Origin of the sequence: Haloarcula sp. CBA1122 (genome assembly GCF_009741785.1) — an archaeon.
Lineage (GTDB): Archaea > Halobacteriota > Halobacteria > Halobacteriales > Haloarculaceae > Haloarcula > Haloarcula hispanica.
This window is the reverse complement of record NZ_WPCB01000044.1, coordinates 1-19,943: the sequence shown is the minus strand read 5'-3', so window position 1 is coordinate 19,943 and position 19,943 is coordinate 1. Positions and strand designations below refer to the sequence as shown.

At 64.0% G+C, this 19,943-nt stretch carries 21 protein-coding genes and 2 pseudogenes; 17 read left to right on the top strand and 6 right to left on the bottom strand.

The features are described from left to right. Nucleotides 1–140 precede the first annotated feature (140 nt). The 7 genes from GJ630_RS15255 (at nucleotide 141) to GJ630_RS15225 (ending at nucleotide 4,849) form a co-directional block, all read left to right on the top strand. The gene (locus GJ630_RS15255; RefSeq protein WP_064287878.1) at nucleotides 141–800 is read left to right on the top strand and encodes a helix-turn-helix domain-containing protein; all 660 of its coding nucleotides are present in this window, start codon (nucleotides 141–143) and stop codon (nucleotides 798–800) included. 85 nt (nucleotides 801–885) lie between these two features. Continuing rightward, nucleotides 886–1,551, top strand: coding sequence for an HD domain-containing protein (locus GJ630_RS15250; protein WP_014040594.1), 666 nt, complete (start codon nucleotides 886–888; stop codon nucleotides 1,549–1,551). Between the two features lie 148 nt (nucleotides 1,552–1,699). Beyond that, the gene (locus tag GJ630_RS15245) at nucleotides 1,700–2,017 is read left to right on the top strand and encodes a DUF5783 family protein (RefSeq protein WP_014040593.1); all 318 of its coding nucleotides are present in this window, start codon (nucleotides 1,700–1,702) and stop codon (nucleotides 2,015–2,017) included. A gap of 138 nt (nucleotides 2,018–2,155) precedes the next feature. Beyond that, entirely contained in the window at nucleotides 2,156–2,674 is a 519-nt protein-coding gene (locus GJ630_RS15240) for a TRAM domain-containing protein (RefSeq protein WP_064287877.1), read from the top strand. A 116-nt stretch (nucleotides 2,675–2,790) separates the two neighbouring features. Then, nucleotides 2,791–3,399 (top strand): molybdenum cofactor biosynthesis protein B, encoded by a 609-nt coding sequence (locus tag GJ630_RS15235; RefSeq protein WP_146418076.1) that lies wholly within the window; start codon nucleotides 2,791–2,793, stop codon nucleotides 3,397–3,399. 76 nt (nucleotides 3,400–3,475) lie between these two features. Then, nucleotides 3,476–3,949, top strand: coding sequence for a cyclic pyranopterin monophosphate synthase MoaC (gene moaC / locus GJ630_RS15230; protein ID WP_014040590.1), 474 nt, complete (start codon nucleotides 3,476–3,478; stop codon nucleotides 3,947–3,949). Between the two features lie 72 nt (nucleotides 3,950–4,021). Further along, the gene (locus GJ630_RS15225; RefSeq protein WP_014040589.1) at nucleotides 4,022–4,849 is read left to right on the top strand and encodes a molybdopterin synthase; all 828 of its coding nucleotides are present in this window, start codon (nucleotides 4,022–4,024) and stop codon (nucleotides 4,847–4,849) included. Nucleotides 4,850–4,880: 31 nt separating this feature from the next. Here GJ630_RS15225 and GJ630_RS15220 read toward each other — a convergent pair whose 3' ends face one another. Together GJ630_RS15220 and GJ630_RS15215 are read right to left on the bottom strand one after the other, a co-directional pair. After that, the gene (locus GJ630_RS15220) at nucleotides 4,881–5,681 is read right to left on the bottom strand and encodes an ABC transporter permease (protein WP_191450229.1); all 801 of its coding nucleotides are present in this window, start codon (nucleotides 5,679–5,681) and stop codon (nucleotides 4,881–4,883) included. Further along, nucleotides 5,656–6,537 (bottom strand): extracellular solute-binding protein, encoded by an 882-nt coding sequence (locus GJ630_RS15215; protein WP_014040587.1) that lies wholly within the window; start codon nucleotides 6,535–6,537, stop codon nucleotides 5,656–5,658. Before GJ630_RS15215 ends, GJ630_RS15220 begins: the two co-directional genes overlap by 26 nt. A gap of 118 nt (nucleotides 6,538–6,655) precedes the next feature. On the opposite strand from GJ630_RS15215, the gene thiC reads away from it, so the two are divergent. Continuing rightward, complete coding sequence (gene thiC, locus GJ630_RS15210) at nucleotides 6,656–8,098, top strand: phosphomethylpyrimidine synthase ThiC (protein ID WP_191450227.1); 1,443 nt, start codon at nucleotides 6,656–6,658, stop codon at nucleotides 8,096–8,098. A 297-nt stretch (nucleotides 8,099–8,395) separates the two neighbouring features. Continuing rightward, a pseudogene (locus tag GJ630_RS15205) lies at nucleotides 8,396–9,219 on the top strand (hypothetical protein). Between the two features lie 19 nt (nucleotides 9,220–9,238). Here GJ630_RS15205 and GJ630_RS15200 read toward each other — a convergent pair. Then, the gene (locus GJ630_RS15200) at nucleotides 9,239–9,808 is read right to left on the bottom strand and encodes an NUDIX hydrolase (protein WP_044951872.1); all 570 of its coding nucleotides are present in this window, start codon (nucleotides 9,806–9,808) and stop codon (nucleotides 9,239–9,241) included. Between the two features lie 643 nt (nucleotides 9,809–10,451). Here GJ630_RS15200 and GJ630_RS15195 point away from each other — a divergent pair. Genes GJ630_RS15195 through GJ630_RS15185 form a run of 3 tightly spaced genes read left to right on the top strand, consistent with a single transcriptional unit; the run spans nucleotide 10,452 to nucleotide 11,783 of the window. Next, nucleotides 10,452–10,637, top strand: coding sequence for a hypothetical protein (locus tag GJ630_RS15195; RefSeq protein WP_004515500.1), 186 nt, complete (start codon nucleotides 10,452–10,454; stop codon nucleotides 10,635–10,637). Between the two features lie 7 nt (nucleotides 10,638–10,644). Further along, nucleotides 10,645–11,070: an RNA-binding protein gene (locus GJ630_RS15190; RefSeq protein ID WP_064287873.1), complete on the top strand. Its 426-nt coding sequence runs from the start codon at nucleotides 10,645–10,647 to the stop codon at nucleotides 11,068–11,070. Then, complete coding sequence (locus GJ630_RS15185) at nucleotides 11,070–11,783, top strand: RNase P subunit p30 family protein (RefSeq protein ID WP_146418078.1); 714 nt, start codon at nucleotides 11,070–11,072, stop codon at nucleotides 11,781–11,783. The genes GJ630_RS15190 and GJ630_RS15185 overlap by 1 nt, the downstream gene beginning before the upstream one ends. Before the next feature lie 187 nt (nucleotides 11,784–11,970). On the opposite strand, the gene GJ630_RS15180 is transcribed toward GJ630_RS15185, so the two are convergent. Next, the gene (locus GJ630_RS15180; protein WP_146418079.1) at nucleotides 11,971–12,534 is read right to left on the bottom strand and encodes a hypothetical protein; all 564 of its coding nucleotides are present in this window, start codon (nucleotides 12,532–12,534) and stop codon (nucleotides 11,971–11,973) included. A gap of 275 nt (nucleotides 12,535–12,809) precedes the next feature. Between GJ630_RS15180 and GJ630_RS15175 the strand changes: the two genes are divergently transcribed. The 3 genes from GJ630_RS15175 (at nucleotide 12,810) to GJ630_RS15165 (ending at nucleotide 14,887) form a co-directional block, all read left to right on the top strand. Beyond that, nucleotides 12,810–13,295, top strand: a complete 486-nt coding sequence (locus GJ630_RS15175) for an Rpp14/Pop5 family protein (RefSeq protein WP_050007415.1) — start codon at nucleotides 12,810–12,812, stop codon at nucleotides 13,293–13,295. 2 nt (nucleotides 13,296–13,297) lie between these two features. Then, nucleotides 13,298–14,074: an archaeal proteasome endopeptidase complex subunit alpha gene (psmA, locus tag GJ630_RS15170; protein ID WP_014040579.1), complete on the top strand. Its 777-nt coding sequence runs from the start codon at nucleotides 13,298–13,300 to the stop codon at nucleotides 14,072–14,074. Between the two features lie 87 nt (nucleotides 14,075–14,161). Then, complete coding sequence (locus GJ630_RS15165; protein WP_014040578.1) at nucleotides 14,162–14,887, top strand: ribosome assembly factor SBDS; 726 nt, start codon at nucleotides 14,162–14,164, stop codon at nucleotides 14,885–14,887. 15 nt (nucleotides 14,888–14,902) lie between these two features. Here GJ630_RS15165 and GJ630_RS15160 read toward each other — a convergent pair whose 3' ends face one another. After that, the gene (locus tag GJ630_RS15160) at nucleotides 14,903–15,250 is read right to left on the bottom strand and encodes an FUN14 domain-containing protein (RefSeq protein ID WP_008308823.1); all 348 of its coding nucleotides are present in this window, start codon (nucleotides 15,248–15,250) and stop codon (nucleotides 14,903–14,905) included. 201 nt (nucleotides 15,251–15,451) lie between these two features. On the opposite strand from GJ630_RS15160, the gene katG reads away from it, so the two are divergent. Together katG and hflX are read left to right on the top strand one after the other, a co-directional pair. Beyond that, entirely contained in the window at nucleotides 15,452–17,647 is a 2,196-nt protein-coding gene (gene katG / locus GJ630_RS15155; protein ID WP_191450225.1) for a catalase/peroxidase HPI, read from the top strand. Between the two features lie 190 nt (nucleotides 17,648–17,837). Beyond that, nucleotides 17,838–19,148, top strand: a complete 1,311-nt coding sequence (gene hflX, locus GJ630_RS15150) for a GTPase HflX (protein WP_014040575.1) — start codon at nucleotides 17,838–17,840, stop codon at nucleotides 19,146–19,148. Nucleotides 19,149–19,157: 9 nt separating this feature from the next. Here the strand turns inward: hflX and GJ630_RS15145 are convergent. Beyond that, nucleotides 19,158–19,943, bottom strand: a pseudogene (locus tag GJ630_RS15145) (NAD(P)H-hydrate dehydratase); the annotation flags it as partial.

Sequence of the window (19,943 nt, the reverse complement as noted above, 5' to 3'; positions counted from 1 at the left end):
GCGCTGTGTCGCTGTGTTCGGGGTTTGTCCCAGAACCCGGATGAACTGCCAGCCCGACATCTTAGGCCCATTATATGGCGGTTTTTTATACGAACATGTTCGCCTGCCCTTTCTTATGGAGGCCGGCCCATCTACCGTGTATGTCGGGCCGAATGCTCGCCGAGGTCGAAGTGTTCGGTCCTCGGTCCTGTCAAGTACAGCCACACGCTGACGAGGAGTGGTCAGTGTCGTCGGTCTCTCGGAGCGCAACGAGTGGCGATGCCGACCGCGTTCTCGAAGAGTTCACGCTCAAGGGCGGTGATGACCACCCGGGAGCGCTACAGAGCGAACTCCCGAATGTGGACCATGTCTTCGCTTACGACCAGCGACACGTCTTCCAGTTGTCCCGGGCGGCCGAACAGGGTTGTGTCTGTGAACGTATCGAAGCGGCCGGCTGTGTCGTCCAGAAGTTCACGGCGGATACCGAATCCATCGTTGTCACGTTTCTCGTCGACGATATGCCGACTCTGCGGGATATCGTTGCCGACCTCCAGTCGGAAGGCGAGACCGTCAAACTACGGCGGCTACTCGAAGACACGTCCACGGAGACGGATCAGCCGGTCGTGCTCGACCGCGCGAAACTGACCAATCGCCAGCGCGAGGTGCTGGGCCAGGCCCACCAGATGGGGTACTTCGAGCATCCGCGCGATGCGACTGCCGGCGACGTGGCCGAAGCGCTTGACATCTCCACCTCGACGTTCACCGAACATCTCGCCGCCGCCCAGCGGAAACTCCTCGACGACCTGCTTGACTCCCGCTGAGTGGGACCGCTCCGCTTCATGTCAGCGATACAGAGGCATTTCACAGCAGTTATTCCAGCCGGCACGCGAGGTGCCACCGCCGCCAATGACACAGGAACTTGGTCCCCTCGCTCGAACACTGTCGGTCCCGTACTACGAAGACGCCCTCCCAGCGCACGACCAGTTTCACGCCAAGCGAGTCCGAGACGTCGCGCTTCGGCTCGCGGGGCACTGCGACGGCTCGGTCGACCGGGATGTCCTTGCCGCGTCGGCGTGGCTCCACGATATCGGTCGGCCCCGGGAGCGGGCCGGTGAAATCGATGACCACGACGAATGGGCCACGGCGGAAGCCGCGCAACTACTCGCGGCCGAAGACGTGAAGCCCGACCGAATCGACCGTGTCAAACACTGTATCCGAGCACACAGTATCCGCGCGAGTTCTCCGGAGCCGAGAACGCTGGAGGCGAAACTCCTCTTCGATGCGGACAAACTGGACGCTGCCGGGGCACGCGGACTCGTCCGACTGGCCTGTATCGTCGGCGAGCGATCTGGGCGGACGGGTAAGAAATACGCTGTCATCGATGACACGTCAGATACTGACCTCGAATCGTCGGATCATCCGGATATCACGCTGCTTCGGGAATGGGCCCGAGAACGTCTAGATATGCTGTACACCCACCCCGGCCGCCGTCTCGGTCGGACTCGTCGGGAATTCATGGACGAGTTTTTCACTCGATTCGACGGTGAAATCGGGGGTACGCGGGAGTGGTAAGCGGCGTCCGGTCGTGGCCGATAGACCCTCGACCGGCGGAGCCCGAATCCGACCGCATTGATGTCGACTGACGCTGCAGCGGTTTCGGCTGGGAACTCCATCTCTGAGGCACGGAACCCTTTACCCTCGCCCCGGCGACACTGCATCTATGACCGAGTTCGACGCCGAGAAGTTCGACGAGAAGTACGTCCACTACTTCGAGGAGCTCGAAACGGCGTATTCGAACGCGTACCAGGAGCTACACGGGCAGTACGATTCCGAGGTCCTTCGCGGGATCGACCGGCAGATTCTCAGCGAGAGCGAGCCGGTGTACGAGGGGGACGGGACGTTCAGCATCCGGCTGCCCGACGACACTGCGGCGCGTGCACAGTCTCTCCCGGGCGACGAAGCGACGTTCGACACAGTGCTGTCGGCGTTCACCGACGCCATCGAGCGCGAGCTCTGTCGGCTGTTCGAGTTCGAGTAACCCCGAGTTCTGCCCGACGGATCGCTCGATAGCGGGCGTGCACAGCCTGTCTGTCACCCCTTCCAGCAGTGCTCGGCCCGACGGATCGAAAACACCAGAATCAATGCAGTTCCGGTGCTAGCTGAACCAATTATACTAATGGCGACCGATTCAGATCTTCACTGTCTCTTTACGGCTTCCGTCGAGGAGCAGAACGACTCGTACGTGGTCGAGATTCCGAAACAAGAAGTCGAACTGGGAACGCTGGCCCCCGGGACGCTGTACCGGATTGCACTGTTCCAGTCGGCGGCTTCGGCACCCACCCCCCAGTCACAGTCTCATTCCAGTCCCGAGCCTCGGTCTAATTCTCAATCGGAGCCCGAGCCTCAGTCCAATTCTCAATCCAAGTCTGAGACCCAGTCCGATTCCCGGTCCGACGGGCGGAGCAGGGAACCGGAGTTCGCACCGTCGTCCCCGCCAGTTGCCGAGGGTGAAACGCGCGTGGTCGAGATCGAAAACATCGGCGACAAAGGCGACGGGGTCGCGCGTATCGACGGCGGGTACGTCGTCATCGTCTCTGACGCAGATGTCGGGGAGCGTCTCCGCGTCGAGATGGATCAGGTCCGCGAGAACGTGGCCTTCGCGGAGGTCGTCGAACGCCTGCCGTACTACGAGTAAGCCGCTGACCTCTCGGCCCCAGACCTGGCTTGGCGCGGTGCCGGGGCCGCCGTCCGACCGCCGGTCACCGGCCAAACAGCCGAGGGTATATTTCTCCGCCGACTGTCGTTTCGGGTATGGGACACGACCATGACGAGGCAGCCAGCGACAGCGAGGCGGGCCACGAACACGCAGAGCACGGCCATGACAGTGACCACGACCACAGTCATGGAGAGCACGACTACGACGCCCACGACGACCATCACGCCCACGACGCCGAAGGGGTTGAAATAGGGGTCCTCACGGTCTCGACCTCGCGAACGCTGGACGACGACCCTGCCGGCGACATCATCGCCGCGGCCTGCGAGGACGCGGGCCACGAAATCGCCGAGCGCCGCCTCGTCGCGGACGAGATGGACGCTATCGAAGACGCTGTCGCCGCCCTGCTAGATGACGGCGTCGACGTGGTTCTGACGACCGGCGGGACCGGCCTCACGCCCGACGACGTGACCGTCGACGCCATCGAACCGTTGTTCGACCGGCCGGTTCCCGGCTTCGGGGAACTGTTCCGCTGGCTCTCCTACGAGGAAGTCGGGGCGATGGCGATGGCCTCGCGGGCGACCGCCGGCGTCGTCGACGACCGGCTGGTGTTTTGCCTGCCCGGGAGCGAGAACGCTGCCCGAACGGGCGCGGAGAAACTCGTCGCGCCAGCCGTGGGTCACCTGCTCGGCCTCGTCCGTCGATAACGCGGCCCCGCACGGTTCCGCCGGTACGCGGACCCGCACCCGCACGGTTTTGGGCCGGCGTCGGCTACAGGGAGGCATGCCCGAGGAGTTCACGCACGTCGACGAGGACGGGGACGCACAGATGGTGGATGTGGGAGACAAGGCCGAGAGCCAGCGCCGCGCGGTCGCACGCGGACAGATTCGGCTCACCGAGTCCACGCTGGCGGCTATCGACGCCGACGAGGTGGAGAAAGGCGACGTGCTGACGACGGCCCGCATCGGTGCGATTCAGGCGGTCAAGCACACCTGGGAGACGGTGCCGATGTGCCACCAGATTCCCATCACGAACGTCGAAGTCGAGTTCACCGTCGGCGACGCGGCCGTCGAAATCACCGTTGCCGTCGAGACGGTCGGCAAGACCGGCTGCGAGATGGAGGCGCTGGAGGGCGTGACGACCGGCCTCAACGTCGTGTGGGACATGGTGAAGGCAAACGAGAAAGACGAGGACGGCGAGTACCCCGCGACGGCCATCGAAGACATCCGCGTGGTCGAGAAGACCGTCGACCGGTGAGCACGGCTACTGGCGACGGATTCGGGGCTGCCATGAAAAAGGTCTATCTACGTCGCCCCGTTACCGGTGTGCATGCAAGTCCTCGGTATCGTCGGCCACTCCGAGTCGGGGAAGACCACGCTGGTCGAGCGGCTGACCCAGCGGCTCTCCGGGTCCGGACGCGTCGCGACGGTCAAACACTGCACGCACGCCCCGGACGTCGACACGGACGGAAAAGACACGGCTCGCCACCGCGACGCCGGCGCGGCCGAGACGGTCGCGCTCACCGACGACGGCGAGTGGTACGCGACGGGCGAATCCCGAACGCTCGATGAGACGCTGGACGCGCTCGCGCCCGATTACGACTACGCACTTGTCGAGGGATATTCGGACGCGAGCATCCCGAAGGTCGTTCTGGACGACCGCGAGGTCGCCGACCCCGTCGTGCATCGCGCACCCCACGGCGCGGACGCCGATCTCGACGACATCGTCGCGGCGATGGAGGAACGGGACCCCTACATCACGCTGGAGACGCTCGTAGCGGACGTAAAGCGGGATCCGGACGAAGTCTACTCCGGCGCAATTGCGACCTTCACCGGGCGCGTCCGCGCACAGGAGGGACCGGAGGACCAGCCGACGGAACTGCTTGAGTTCGAGCGCTACGACGAGGTCGCCACAGAGAAGATGGCCGCGCTCCGGCGGGACCTCGAAGCGCGGGACGGCGTCTACGCGGTTCGCCTGCACCACAAGACCGGGGTAGTCGACGCTGGCGAGGACATCGTCTTCGTCGTCATCCTGGCCGGCCACCGGGGCGAGGCGTTCCGTGCTGTCGAAGACGGCATCAACCGTCTCAAGGAGGAGGTGCCGCTGTTCAAGAAAGAGGTCACCGTCGACGAGGAGTTCTGGGCGCACGAGCGGTAAGTCAGCGGCGCGATTTTTACAACGCCGACCGTTATCGCCACGGTGTCGCCCGCAGCGCATGGACTATCAGCAGCGTCCCGAGCGCGACGCTCAGCAGGACCACTGCCACGGGAAGCGCCGCGTCCAGTCCGTCCGAGATGAACGAGGCCCAAATCTGGACCGGCAGCGTCCGCGGGTAGTACGCCAGCATCATCGTCGCGCCGAACTCGCCCATCGCGCGGGCGAAGGTCAGTACGAGGCCGGCGAGCAGGCCGGGCTTTGCGAGCGGCACCGTCACCGAGCGCATCGTCCCGACCCAGTCACGGCCCAGCGACCGTGACGCTTCTTCGAGGTGGTCGTCGATGCCGTCGAAGGCGGCCTTGGCGGTGACGACGAAGAACGGCGACGCGACGAACGTCTGGGCGGCGACGACGCCCAGCAGCGACCGGGTCAGCGCCAGGTCGGTAAGGCCGCCGAATCCATTCGGGCCGACGACGGTCAACAGCAACATCCCGCTGACGATCGGTGGGAGGACGAGCGGCAGGACGACGACCCCCATCGCGGCGGTCGCCAGCATGCCAGTGTTCTTCGAGAGCCAGTAGGCCAACGGCAGGCCGAACACGACGGCGATGGTGGTACTGCCGAGCGCGGCGACGAGCGACGTGATTGCGGCGTTGATGACGTACGTCTCGGTCAGACTCGTCAGTAGCGCTGTCGGGGAGTACGTGAGCACGAGCACCATCACCGGGACGACGAAATACAGGAGCAGCACCGCTCCCAGGACGGGCACGAGTTCGCGCACGCCGACCGCGTGGCCGGCTCTGGTCTCACCGCGTGACAGTACTCGGGACATCTCCCACTAGTCGAGGATACGCCTGACGGACGGTAAATCCGTGTGGTGCGAGCCAGTCGCCGGACAGGACTGTTTCGAAGGCTGTACGCGTCGCTTCTTGCTCGTCACGGCGGACGGCTCCGTACTCGATTGGGTTGCCGGCGACTGCCGTGCCGTTTGGCAGTTCGTAGCTGGTGGTCCGATACCGCTCCGCGTGTGCGGGGTCGCCGAGGTGTATCTCCGGGGGGAACTCCCGAAACGGGTAGTCCCGCTCCATTGCCATGCTCCGGTAGACGAACGCGGCGTTGACGGCTCCCGTCTCGAACTGTGCGAGCAGTTGCGTTTCCGGATAGGTCTGGTCCGGCGAGAGAACCGCCTCAGCTAGGCCGGGTTCGTCGTAGTAGTCGGCTGCGAGGGCCAGCACGAACAGGGTCCGGTAGCCAAGCGGGTCGAGCGTCGGGTCGGTGCGGCCCAGTGAGACACTGTCCCCCCGGAGCGGGGCGTACCACGGGTCCGCCTCCGCGACGCGCGTCCCGCCGCCCGTCTGAGGGTTGTACGCCAACACCATCTCGTTGCTGGCGACCACAGCGTGCCAGGCGGTGTCCATGACCCGGTCGAACAGGGTCGGATCCGCCAGCGCGACGATAGCCGGGTCGCGCTTCCCGTCGGCGACCAGACGCGCGGCCTGAACAGAGCCGCGGGCTTCGACAGCGACCTCCACGTCTGTTTGGGTTTGTAGCGTCTCACTGGCCGCCTTTTGTAAACTCCCCGCGACCAGCACGTCCACCCGCTCCCGACCGAACGACCCACAGCCTGCCGTCGCGGCGATACCACTCCCCAGCGCCGTGAGTACTGCGCGGCGGGTCCGGCGGGCCATTGTTCGTCTATTTCCTGTTCGCGTACATCGGTGTTGGGGTCGGTCCCAGTATTGACAGGGTCTCTTTACCGCGACCGATCACCGCAGCTTTATAACCAAGTAGTATAACCTAGTGATTATGACGCAGCTAGCAGCGGCCCGGAACGGAACCGTCACCGAGGCGATGGCGCGAGTCGCAGAGCGCGAAGGTGTCGAACCGGAGTTCGTCCGGCAGCAAGTCGCCGACGGACAGGCGGTGATTCCCGCAAACGTCGGTCACGACTCACTGGACCCGATGATTATCGGCCGGGAGTTTGCGACGAAGGTCAACGCAAACATCGGCAACAGCGAGGAGACGAGCGACATCGAGGGCGAACTGGAGAAGCTCCACACCGCTGTCCACTATGGCGCGGACACGGTGATGGACCTCTCGACAGGGAATAACCTCGACGAGATACGGTCGGCCAACGTCCGACATTCGCCGGTCCCCATCGGAACAGTTCCCATCTACGAGGCGGTCAAGCGCGCCAGCGACCCGAGCGAGATTACCCACGAACTGCTGCTCGACGTCATCGAGAAGCAGGCGAAGCAGGGCGTCGACTACATGACCATCCACGCCGGCGTCCGGATGGAACACCTGCCGCTGACCGACGGCCGGAAGACGGGCATCGTCTCCCGGGGCGGCTCTATCCTCGCCCAGTGGATCGAGGAGAACGGCATGGAGAACCCGCTGTACACGAAATTCGAGGCCATCTGCGAGATATTCCGCGAGCACGACGTGACCTTCAGCCTCGGCGATGGCCTCCGGCCGGGCTGTCTCGCCGACGCCGGCGACGACGCGCAGTTCGCCGAACTGGACACGCTCGGGGAACTCACGCGGACCGCCTGGGAGCACGACGTGCAGGTGATGGTCGAAGGGCCGGGCCACGTCCCGATGGATCAGGTCGCCGAGCAAGTCGAACGTCAGCAGGAGGTCTGTGACGGCGCGCCCTTCTACGTCCTCGGCCCGCTCGTGACCGACGTTGCGCCGGGATACGACCACATCACGAGCGCCATCGGCGCGACGGAGGCGGGCCGTGCTGGTGCGGCGATGCTCTGCTACGTCACGCCCAAAGAGCATCTCGGCCTCCCGGAGCAGTCCGACGTGCGGGACGGGCTTGCGGCCTATCGCATCGCCGCCCACGCCGCCGACGTGGCAAACGGGCGCGAGGGGGCGCGGGACTGGGACGACGCGCTCTCTGAAGCCCGGTACGCCTTCGACTGGCGCGAACAGTTCGACCTGGCGTTAGACCCCGACCGCGCCCGCGAGTACCACGACCAGACGCTCCCCGGTGACAACTACAAAGAGGCGCGCTTTTGCTCGATGTGCGGCGTTGAGTTCTGTTCGATGCGGATCGACCAGGACGCGCGAGAAGACGGCGAGATGGAGACGATTGAGGCTGACGCTGACGACCGGACTGCTCTCGAAGAGTCGTCAGCGGCGGAGGTAAACCGGCCGCCCGTCGGTACTCACGACGAGGCCGATATCCCCGGCCCTGACGCCGATATGCCCGCTGATACAGAGGGGAGTGCCGACGATTAGCACGGCGATAGTTCTTTATAATCGGTGTTCGTTTATTGAAATGATGCAAAAGAAAGTCATCGCCCTTGTCGCGGTCATGGCACTTGCCCTCGCGTACTACGTCAAGCGGTAAGGCTGCGCGAATCGACTGTATCGCCCTCTGAATCTACTGTCGGCCGCCCTGCCTACTGGTCCTCAACGGCGTCGTATGGGGTGGGGTATCCCGATGGCCGGCAGTATTCTCTCGGTCTCTGCGCTGTCAGCGACAGCGCCGTCGCTTTCCGAACTCTTACCCGGCGAACCGCCGTACCAGCGTGTATGTACGGCGTCGTCACCCGTAACGAGGAGGAGACGGAGTGGTCCGAGTTCGACCGGGCGTTCTACGAGGTCAAGGACGTGACCGGCCGCGCTGTCGAACCGATTGCCGGCGCGGTGAACATGGTGTCCTGTTTCGGCGACAACGCAGTCGAGAGCGAGGAGGACCTGCTCGCGTTCGACGACGAGGGGACACCGGCGACCCGGAACCAGCCGTACTTCGACTGGACGTACGTCTGCCCGACCCACGACGCTACCGCGAGGGCCTGCTCGACATCATCGAGGAGGCCGCCGCCGTCAACGAGGACGTCCGCCTCGATGACGTGGGCTTTCCACGGGACGAGTACTGCCACTGTGACCGCTGCGAGCAGCGCTTCGCCGACAGCGAGTTCGAGGACTGGTCGGCCTGGCGCAGCAACGTCATCACGGAGTTTGTCGCCGAGGCTCGCGAGCGCGTGCCCGGGAAGATGTACCTCACGCTGTATCCAGACCCCTATCCCGGCCACCTCGAAGCCCGCTCCGGCGTCGCCGTCGACGACATCGCCGAGTACGTCGACGAGTTCGTCGTCCCCATCTACGACATGGCGTACTCGACGACCTACTGGCTGGAGATTCTCGCAAAGGGCTGGCAGGACCGTCTCTCGACCCCGTTCAGCATCGAACTGTACGCCGTCGACGTGGACGTCGACGACCTCTCGAAGGCCGTCGAAGTGGCCGAAGAGTACGCCGAAACCGTGCTGTTCGGCTACGACGCCAGCAACGCTCGCGCGACCATCCGGCGGATGAACGCCGACGCTCGCGAAGGCCAGTCGTTCGGCCCGGAGTAACCCGTGCAGTTTCAGCGGATTACGCCCCGCCGCCGAACCGCCGCCCGCGCCACTGCAGAATCTCTTCGCGGTCGCGCGTATCGGCCGGCAGTTCGTCGAACCACCGGGCTTCACTGATTTCATGATCTGGGTCATTGACTGCGATGTCGGTCGTCTCCGCTCGCGCCTCGTACACCGGCAGCACGCCCCAGGCCATGTTCCCGTCACAGTAGAACTCGACCCGTCCGAGCAGCCCCAGTCCCTCGATGGCCGCTTCGATGCCGCTTTCCTCGCCTAACTCCCGCAGTGCGGCCTCCTGCAGGGATTCACCGGCATCGAGTTCGCCGCCGGGCAGTACCCACATGTCGACGCCCTCGTGGCGGACGAGCAGGAGTTCACCGGTGGGCCGGTAGGCGAGCGTGTGCGCCCCGTACGGTGCGCCGTGGTCCCGAGCGACAGCGGCCACGTCCCGGAACCGATTCCGCGGGACGTTACGGTGGCGCGTGAACTCGATGTAGCCGCTGTACTGCTCCCGGAGCTGGTGATACGTCTGCTCGGCGGTCTGACACGCCCCGTCGGAGAGGTACCACAGGTCGTCGACGCTCGTCATCTGTGTCCTATCTGTGTCTGACACCTCGACGAAACAACCGTCTTGACGGGGGAGAGCGGTGGACTGATCATGTCGATGGTTAGTCGAGAGAGTCCCATAACAGTTGTTGTGACGTATCGGCTGCCGTGGCGTATCTCAGGGGGGTTTCGAAACCGAATCCGTTGTGCCACTGACACTGGTGGAGAGCTTGCAAACGCGGATACATGTCTGGTCCGGCTCATTCGAAGCGAAACACGGGAAGAGGCCCGAACAAGGATAGCCACGCTCCCGTGTAGCAGGAACTCATTGGCTGTTTCGACGACCTGACGGATTGTTCTACCCACTCGATCTGTACGCCTTTGCGTTCCGTGGTTGATGGAACGCATGTGACTGTAGAATGATCTGACACTTAATTCTATCTATCTAAGAAAATATTTAGACAAGTCTAATCATGGCCATGCCTTTCGCAACGGAAGCGACAGGGAACACCAAGATCGGTCAGCCCTGATCAGCGTACCCCTGGCTTTGGGCTGATCGAGGTTTGTCGCGGTCCTGATTGTCAGATCTGGGCCGTGTCACAGGGACATTTTCCCACCACGTCCGCGACTGGGCCGAGCAAACCTGAATCAGTCCCTTTTTGACGAGCCACCGAGTACCGCCCAGTATGGCATTCGAAGAGGACGACAGCGTTATTCTCCACGACGAGCACAGCGACTACGACGGCGAGGAAGGCACCATCACGCAGGTCGTCGAGACGATGTTCGGCGACGCCAACTACACGGTCTCCTTCGAGGACGGACAGGAGCAGGGCGTCCCCGAAGACAACCTCGAAGCCGCCGAGGACGAGTAGGGCTTCAATGTCGTCGGTTCCGTTCCACTACGTCGACCTCCGGACATTCTGTTATGCGACAGAGGACGACAAGCGTGTCGAGGGAGCGCTCCGAACGTTCCTGCCTGAGGACTACCCTATCGAGCGCGCACAAAGCGAGGGTCACTACGGCGACCGGATCGTCGTCCTCTCGGCTCGCGTCGAGAACGCGGACGACATCCGCCACGTGCTCACGCAGGTCGCGTCAGCGCCGGATATCGCGGCAGTGCGTGCGGAACTGGACGACCGGGTCGACGACAACTGTTCGTTCTTTCTCACCTTCGACAAACAGGCTGCGTTCGGTGGCGATGTCGAACGCGGCGACGGCATCACGCTCCGGGCGAAAGTCGAGGCCTACCCCGCAAAGCGGGAGAAGGCCGTCGCTAACGCCCGCGAACTCCTTGAGGAGTTGTGATGTACGAGGCCGTCTACGCTCACCCCGACGGCGACAGCACCGTCGCCCGGCACGCGCTGACGGCCGCCGACTCGGGGTACGACGGCATCGTCGTCAGGAACCACGGCGACGCGCAGGCGGACTACGACGCCGACGCTATCAGCGATGCGTACGACATCGACGTCGCCGCCGGCGTCGAGGTCCGGGCGGACGACCCCTCGCGGGCGAGCGGTTTCGTCGGGAACTACCGGAGCGACCGGACGGTCGTCGTCGTCCACGGCGGCGACCGCCGCATCAACCGGTTCGCGGTCGAGCAACCGACCGTCGACGTGCTCGCCCACCCGATGCGCGAGGACGGCGATTTCAACCACGTTTTGGCGAACGCGGCGGCCGACAACGGCGTCCGCGTCGAGTTCGACTTCGGCCCGGTGCTCCGGGCCTCCGGCGGCACTCGCGTCCGGGCTATCAAGGAACTCCGGAAGCTCAGGGAACTGGTCGAGGACGCCGGCGCACCGTTCGTCGTCTCGGCATCGCCGAGTAACCATCTCCAGATTCGCGCACCGCGGGATCTCATCGCGGTCGGGGAGACCATCGGCTTCGACGCTGATACCCTCCGAAAGGGCCTGGCAGAGTGGGAGCGGGTCGCGGAGCGCAACCGCGAGCGCCAGAGCGACGCCGTCATCGAACCGGGCGTCCGACTGGAAGACGGTGATCAACAGGGCGACGACGCGTAGCGGTGCTGTTGCGATCCACAGCAACCCAGCTCCCTTAGTTCTGTAGTGACCCAGACAGCTGCCAGACACATTGAGCCGACAAACCACTCCGATAGCCCCACCCCGGAACTGACGGGGGGACGTATCACCAAAGGCGTTTCCCGGAGTGTGTTTTTCGAGCGACATCGATCCCGCAGTAGCTGCGTGCCTATTGGGTGGACGCCGCGCTCCTGAATGCCGACACCTCGCCGGAGACGGCGATCCGCTGTTGCTCGTCGATGTCCAGCTGGAGCGTCAGCGTCGCCGACCGAACTGGCTCGGGCGTTTCGACGATGTCTTGATGTCGATACGTCCCTGCAGGGAGACACGCCTCGGCCGCGGCAGCCGTATAAATATCGTACTCTCCGGATCCCTCGTCGTTTGGCGTCAGCTCCCGGTATTGTATCGAACTCTGGATCCCTTCTCTCCCGTCCGCTTGGTACCGCCAGCACCCTGCTGATGTCTGTACGGGGTCGGCTCGCAGTACGCCCCGACTCTTCGGATCAAACACGAGGGTGTCGGTCCGGGTCACGTCCTCACTTGGACCCGTATCGGTAAACAGCAGCGTCGGACCGTACCCGAGACGGACCGTTTCGCTCCCGACGTTTGTCAGCGTCGCTGCCACTCGTGCAGGGGCCGCGGCTGCTGCTTGGCGTTTAACCTCTCCGGTGAGTTCCAGTGCTGGCTGAGCCACAGTTTTCGGTGACTGCGTTGTGGGTGGCTCTGTATCCATTGACGAGCATCCCGTGACGAGTCCACCGAGTGTAACACCAGCCAGCCGAAGCACTGACCGTCGGAACAAATCCACAGTGAATTATGATTTCTGGTCGCTAAGTGTTTTGTGGATTGGTCAAAAGACGAATACAACGGCCCTGTGTGCGAGAAATACTACCGGGTAAGGACCCACACCGGTACAAAGAACGCCAGCGCGTGACTGACGAGTCGTACCTCCTTCAAAGTCAGTAGCTACACCACACTGCTCATTGTCCTCCGCCCCAACGCTGGCGTATGAAACACCTCCCGAAGCATCTCCGGCCCCGGTGGCGCTATCTGGCCGTCGGTATCGAGACGTGGCCGACAGCGTCGCTGGACCGTCGGGCGTTCCAGCGGGCGGTGTGGTACGCCGCCCAGAACCTGCTGGGCGACACCGGCAGCGCCGAGACGGACATGACCGTCCTCCAGTTCCACGACTACGACGGCACGGCCGAGGCCATCGTCCGGACCAGACGCGGCCAGACAGACCCAGCGCGGGCCGCACTGACCTGTCTGGAGAGCGTCGACGGCGATGAGGTTCGGGTCCGTGTCCGGGGGATTAGCGGCACTGTGCGTGCCTGTGAAGAAAAGTATATACGCGGGCCGCCGGAAGCCACTGAACAGAGACACGTCGTGTTCGAGAACGCAGACCGGAGCGCTACTGTTCGGCCTCCGCGCTACGATGTCGAAGCGGCCTCCGGCGGCGCGTTCGTCGGCGCGACAGCACTCGATTTCCGATAACTATGCAGGGACAAAATCAACAGCAGGCCTACGACCGCGGGATTACTATCTTCTCGCCGGACGGACGCCTCTACCAGGTCGAGTACGCCCGCGAAGCGGTCAAACGCGGCACAGCAAGCATCGGCGTCAGAACGAGCGACGGCGTCGTTCTCGCCGTGGACAAGCGCATCCGGTCGCCGCTGATGGAGCGCTCCTCGGTCGAGAAGATCCACAAGGCCGACGACCACATCGGCATCGCCTCGGCCGGCCACGTCGCCGACGCCCGACAGCTCATCGACTTCGCCCGCCGCCAGGCGCAGGTGAACCAGCTGCGCTACGGCGAGCCGGTCGGCGTCGAGACCCTCACCAAGGAAATCACCGATTACATCCAGCAGTACACGCAGGTCGGCGGCGCGCGCCCGTTCGGCGTTGCGCTCATCATCGGCGGCATCGTCAACGGCGAGCCGCGCCTGTTCGAGACCGATCCCTCCGGGACGCCCTACGAATGGAAGGCCCTCGCTGTCGGAGCCGACCGCGGCGACATCCGGGATTACCTCGAAGAGCACTACGACGAGGGGATGGACCTCGACGAGGGCGTCGACCTCGCGCTGGCCGCTCTCGCGTCGGTCAACGAGGACGGGCTCACGCCGGAAGGCATCGGCGTCGCCACGGTCGACGTCGAAACGGAGACGTTCGGCCAGCTGACCGACGAGGAGAAGGAGACTCACCTCGCGGAGGCCGACCTCCTTGATACCGGTGAAGACGCGGACGACGAAGGCGAAGACGCCACCGAAGAGTAACCCTTCCGACAGCCCTCGCGGGCGACTGGACTTTTTCTGTCCGACCACGCAGTAAGGCCTTTAACTGGCCCACTGCTACCGACGGGTATGATATCGCTTGACGAGGCGGTGACGGCGCGCCTCGAATCCCACGGCCAGCGGTTCGAGGTACTGGTGGATCCGGACGCGGCGCTAGCGATAAAACGTGATGACTTCGACGGCGACCTCGAGGACGTTATCGCCGCGGAGGACGTGTTCGAGGACGCCTCGCGGGGGGACCGACCGCCCGAGAATATGCTCGAAGAGGTGTTTGACACCACTGATCCGATGGCCATCATCCCCGAAGTCATCAAGCGGGGGGAGATACAGATCACGGCCGACCAGCGCCGCGAGATGCAGGAACAAAAACACAAACAGCTCATCCAGCGGATCACGCGCAACGCGGTCAACCCACAGATGGACGACGCGCCGCACCCGCCGGAGCGCATCGAATCCGCGCTCGAAGAGACGGACTTCAGAGTCGACCCGATGGAACCCGTCGAGGCGCAGGTCGACGACGCCCTCGATGCGCTCCGGCCGGTCATTCCGATCCGGTTCGACGAGGTCACCGTCGCCGTGCAGGTCCCCGCGGACTACGCTGGGAGCGCCCAGGCACAGATCCGACAGTTCGGCGACCTCGAACGCGAGGAGTGGCAGTCCGACGGCTCGTGGGTCGGCGTCATGACGTTCCCGGCCGGCCTACAGAACGACTTCTACGACGTGGTGAACGAACACACCAGCGGCGAGGCAGAAACCCAGATAATCAAAGACGAAGACGACATCAGTACGCGCTAACGCCGCGGCGTCGCGTTACCCTTTCTTGAAGCCGACCAAGAACCCGGCAGTGAAACCAGCGCTGACCGGCAGCGCCGAGAGCAGTGACGTGACCCAGGACGGCGGTTGCGCCGACGCCGCGTTCCCGGCGGTGCCGGTCGCGTTCTGTGCGGCCCCGCCTATCGCGTCCCAGTTCACCTGGAGGATGCCACGCGTCTCGAGGAACTTGAACAGTGCCAGCTCGATGCCGATGATGACGGCAATGAGCTTTGCGACCTTCTTGGCGGCGAACCCGATGATCCCGCCGATAAGGCCGCCACCACCGAATTCGAGGCCCATCTGCTGGAGGCCCAACCCATCTAGTTGGAGTACGAACTCACCCATACAGCGTACCTGACCGCCTGTTTTTAAATCCTTTGTGCTCCCTCTGGCGCTTTCCCTTTTACACAGCCTCCGCCACAGGAACGGGGGTCGTTGCTACCGGGGTGTCCCAAAGAATTCGGGGCGATATTTTTCACACGATGCCATTTCTTTACTCATATCCAAAGATTTGTATGCTACCGACGAATCTTACTTACTGTTAAGATGGCAGAAACACCGAATTCCGATATGAGCGGTGCCGCAGGTGGACATTCGAAGCGACCGAAATCTAATCAGGACTGGTGGCCAAACAAGCTGAATCTGGAGATCCTCGACCAGAACGCCCGTGATGTCGGTCCGATGGAGGACGACTTTGATTATGCGGAGGAGTTCCAGAAACTCGACCTCGAAGCGGTGAAGTCGGATCTCGAAGAGCTGATGACGTCGTCGCAGGACTGGTGGCCAGCCGACTACGGCCACTACGGCCCGCTGTTCATCCGGATGGCTTGGCACAGCGCCGGGACGTACCGGACCGCCGACGGTCGCGGTGGCGCGGCTGGCGGCCGACAGCGCTTTGCACCTATCAACAGCTGGCCGGACAACGCGAACCTCGACAAGGCGCGACGACTGCTTCTGCCGATCAAGCAGAAGTACGGCAAAAAGATCTCATGGGCCGACCTGATGATTCTCGCAGGAAACGTCGCTATCGAGTCGATGGGATTCAAGACGTTCGGCTACGCCGGCGGCCGCGAGGACGCCTTCGAGGAGGACAAGGCTGTCAACTGGGGGCCGGAAGACGAGATGGAAACCCAGGAACGCTTCGACGAGCCAGGCGAAATCGAAGAAGGGCTCGGTGCCTCCGTGATGGGCCTCATCTACGTGAACCCGGAAGGACCGGATGGCAACCCTGACCCGGAGGCGTCGGCGAAGAACATCCGGCAGACGTTCGACCGGATGGCGATGAACGACAAGGAGACGGCCGCGCTCATCGCCGGCGGACACACGTTCGGCAAAGTCCACGGCGCTGACGACCCCGAGGAGAACCTCGGTCCCGAGCCCGAAGCGGCCCCCATCGAGCAGCAGGGCCTCGGCTGGCAAAACGAGAACGGGAACAGCAAAGGCGGCGAGATGATCACGAGCGGTATCGAAGGGCCGTGGACCCAGTCGCCGACCGAGTGGGATATGGGATACATCAACAACCTGCTCGACTACGAGTGGGAGCCGGAGAAGGGTCCTGGCGGCGCGTGGCAGTGGGCACCCACGAGCGAGGAGCTGAAAAACAGCGTGCCGGACGCCCACGACCCGGACGAAAAGCAGACGCCGATGATGCTCACGACGGATATCGCCCTGAAGCGCGACCCGGACTACCGAGAGGTCATGGAAACCTTCCAGGAGAACCCGATGGAGTTCGGGATGAACTTCGCGAAGGCCTGGTACAAGCTGACCCACCGCGACATGGGGCCGCCTGAGCGGTTCCTCGGTCCGGAGGTTCCTGACGAAGAGATGATCTGGCAGGACCCGCTCCCGGACGCCGACTACGACCTGATCGGGGACGAGGAGGTCACCGAGCTCAAGGAAAAGATCCTCGATTCGGACCTCTCTGTCTCCCAGCTCGTCAAGACCGCGTGGGCGTCGGCATCGACCTACCGCGACAGCGACAAGCGCGGCGGCGCTAATGGCGCTCGTCTCCGACTCGAACCCCAGAAAAACTGGGAAGTCAACGAGCCCGAGCAGCTAGAGACGGTCCTGGGGACACTCGAAAACATCCAGACGGAGTTCAACGACTCGCGATCCGACGGGACGCAGGTCTCGCTTGCTGACCTGATCGTGCTGGGCGGCAACGCGGCCGTCGAGCAGGCGGCAGCGAACGCGGGCTACGACGTCGAGATTCCGTTCGAACCCGGCCGAGTGGATGCCGGGCCGGAACACACCGACGCCGCCTCCTTCGACGCTCTCAAGCCGAAGGTCGACGGGGCTCGAAACTACATCCAGGACGACATCACGCGACCGGCCGAGGAAGTGCTGGTCGACAACGCGGACCTGCTGAACCTGACAGCGTCGGAACTGACCGCCCTGATCGGCGGGATGCGCTCGATCGGTGCGAACTACGGGGACACCGACCTCGGCGTCTTCACCGACGAACCGGAGACGCTGACCAACGACTTCTTCGTGAACCTGCTCGACATGGGAACGGAGTGGGAGCCGGCGTCGGACTCAGAACACGTCTACAAAGGTCTCGACCGTGATACCGGCGAGGTCAAGTGGGAAGCCACACGCATCGACCTCGTCTTCGGCTCGAACGACCGGCTCCGGGCCATCTCGGAAGTCTACGGCTCTGCCGACGCGGAGGAGAAGCTCGTCCACGACTTCGTGGACACATGGAACAAGGTCATGAAGCTCGACCGCTTCGACCTCGAATAAGCCGGACTGACCGCTACCGCTTTGCTGGCTGCATTTCAGCCTTCGAGCGGGTATCGAAGTCGTTAGTTTCGCCAGCCGGCTGCAGGAATCGCTCAGTATCTGCCATTTTACCGTCCAACCGCCGACCCCCGGAAGAGTGTGAGTCCCCTCCCGGGGGGTTAAATAATCGGACGCCGTAGTTTTCCAACGAGTGACGGCGACACACACCACGAAACGAGCGGTTATCGCGAAGCGCGTCGACAGTGGCACCGCCGACACGACGGAAATCCGGGACCTTGCCCGGGCGGCCGGCTACGAGGTTGTCGACGAGATCACACAGACCAGAACGGAGGACCCGGCGTACCACCTCGGCGAGGGGAAGGTAACGCGATTGAGCAACGCGGTCGCTCGCGAAGGGGCCGCCGTCGTGATCTTCGACAATCAACTCGGCCCGTACCAGACGTACAACATCGGGAACGAACTCCCCGAGCGGGTGCGCGTCATCGACCGCTTCCGACTCATCCTCGAAATCTTCGGCCAGCGGGCCCAGACACGGAAAGCCCAGCTCCAGGTCGAACTCGCGGAACTGCGCTACGAACTCCCGCGCGCCGAGGCCAAGGCGAGCCTGGCCAAACGCGACGAGCGGCCGGGGTTCATGGGGCTCGGCGAGTACGACGAGTCCCGCGAAGAAGACATCAAAAAGCAGATCGCCAACATCCGGGACGAACTGGAATCCATCGAGGAGACTGAGCGACACCGCCGGGAGCAGCGCCGCGAGTCCGGCTTCGACCTCGTCGCGCTGGCCGGCTACACCAACGCCGGGAAGTCGACGCTCCTGCGCCGCCTCGCCGACGACCTCGACGTCGATGAGAACGACGACTTGCATCCCGACCTCGATACCACGGCCGAGAGCGAGGACCGTCTGTTCACGACGCTTGGCACGACCACCCGCCGCGCGGCGGTCGGCAAGCGCGAGGTGCTGGTCACCGACACCGTCGGGTTCATTCAGGACCTCCCGCACTGGCTCGTTGAATCGTTCAAATCGACGCTCGGGTCGGTGTATCACGCCGATCTGGTCTTGCTCGTCGTCGATGTCTCCGAGTCGGTCGAGGAAATCCGGGAGAAACTGGTGACGAGCCACGACACGCTGTACGAGCGCAACGAAGCGCCCATCGTCACAGTCCTCAACAAGACCGACATGGTCGATGATGAAGAGGTCCGCCGCAAGAAAGACGCGCTCTCGTCGCTGGCTCCGAACCCCGTCGCCGTCAGCGCCAAGCAGGGGCTCAACATCGACGACCTGGCGGACCGCATCGACCACGAACTGCCGGACTACGAACGCGAGCGACTCGTGCTCCCGATGACCGACGACACGATGAGCCTCGTCTCGTGGATTCACGACCACGCCAGCGTGGAGACGGTCGACTACGGCGACCAGGTGGTTATCGAGTTCGAGGCGCGGCCCGCGATCATCGAGCAGTCCCGAGCGAAAGCCGGGGAGCTGGTCGGTGCGTCGGCCTGACTGCGGACGCTACGCTTCTGCTTCCCGCTGCCACAGTACGCTCGGTATCTCGTCTAGCAGGTCCGTTGCGACCAATCCGTAGCCGCGGTCGTCGACGACCCAGTCGCCGACCGTGCCGACGGTGTAGGCGGCGATGGCGGCCGCGTCGAGCGGCTCCTGAACGCAGGCGAGCGCCCCCGTCACGCCCGCGAGCACGTCGCCGGTGCCGCCGACCGTCATCCCCGGATTGCCCGTCCGGCCGACGCGGGTTCGCTCGCCGTCGGAGACGATGTCGTACGGGCCTTTGACCAGCAGTGTCTGGTCGACCTCCGATGCGAAGGACTCCACGAGGTCCGCCCGCTCCCGCCAGTCCTCGGACGTCTCGCCGCCCATCCCGAGAAGCTCGCCCTGGTGGGGCGTACAGACGAGGTCCGCGTCCGTTTCGATGTCCGGAACCACGGAAAGAGCGTCGGCGTCGACGACAGCCGTCCCCTCGAATCCTGACAGCAGGTCCCCGACCGCTTCCAGCGTCGCGTCGGCGTTCCCGAGTCCCGGCCCGACGATCAGCGTGTCGTGCTCTGCCGCCAGTTCGGCGAGGTTGTCGACGTGGGGTGGCGCGAGGTGGTCCCCGTCGAACGGTCTGAGGATGAGGTTCTCGCTGTAGGACTGGATTTCCCGCGCGACGACTGCCGGGCAGGCGACTCGAACGAGGTCGGCCCCGCCTCTGAGGGCGGCCTGGGCAGTGAGCGCCGGCGCGCCGGTGTACGGGCCGCCGCCGACGACCAGCCACCTCGCCGTTGTCGCCTTTGTGGCTCG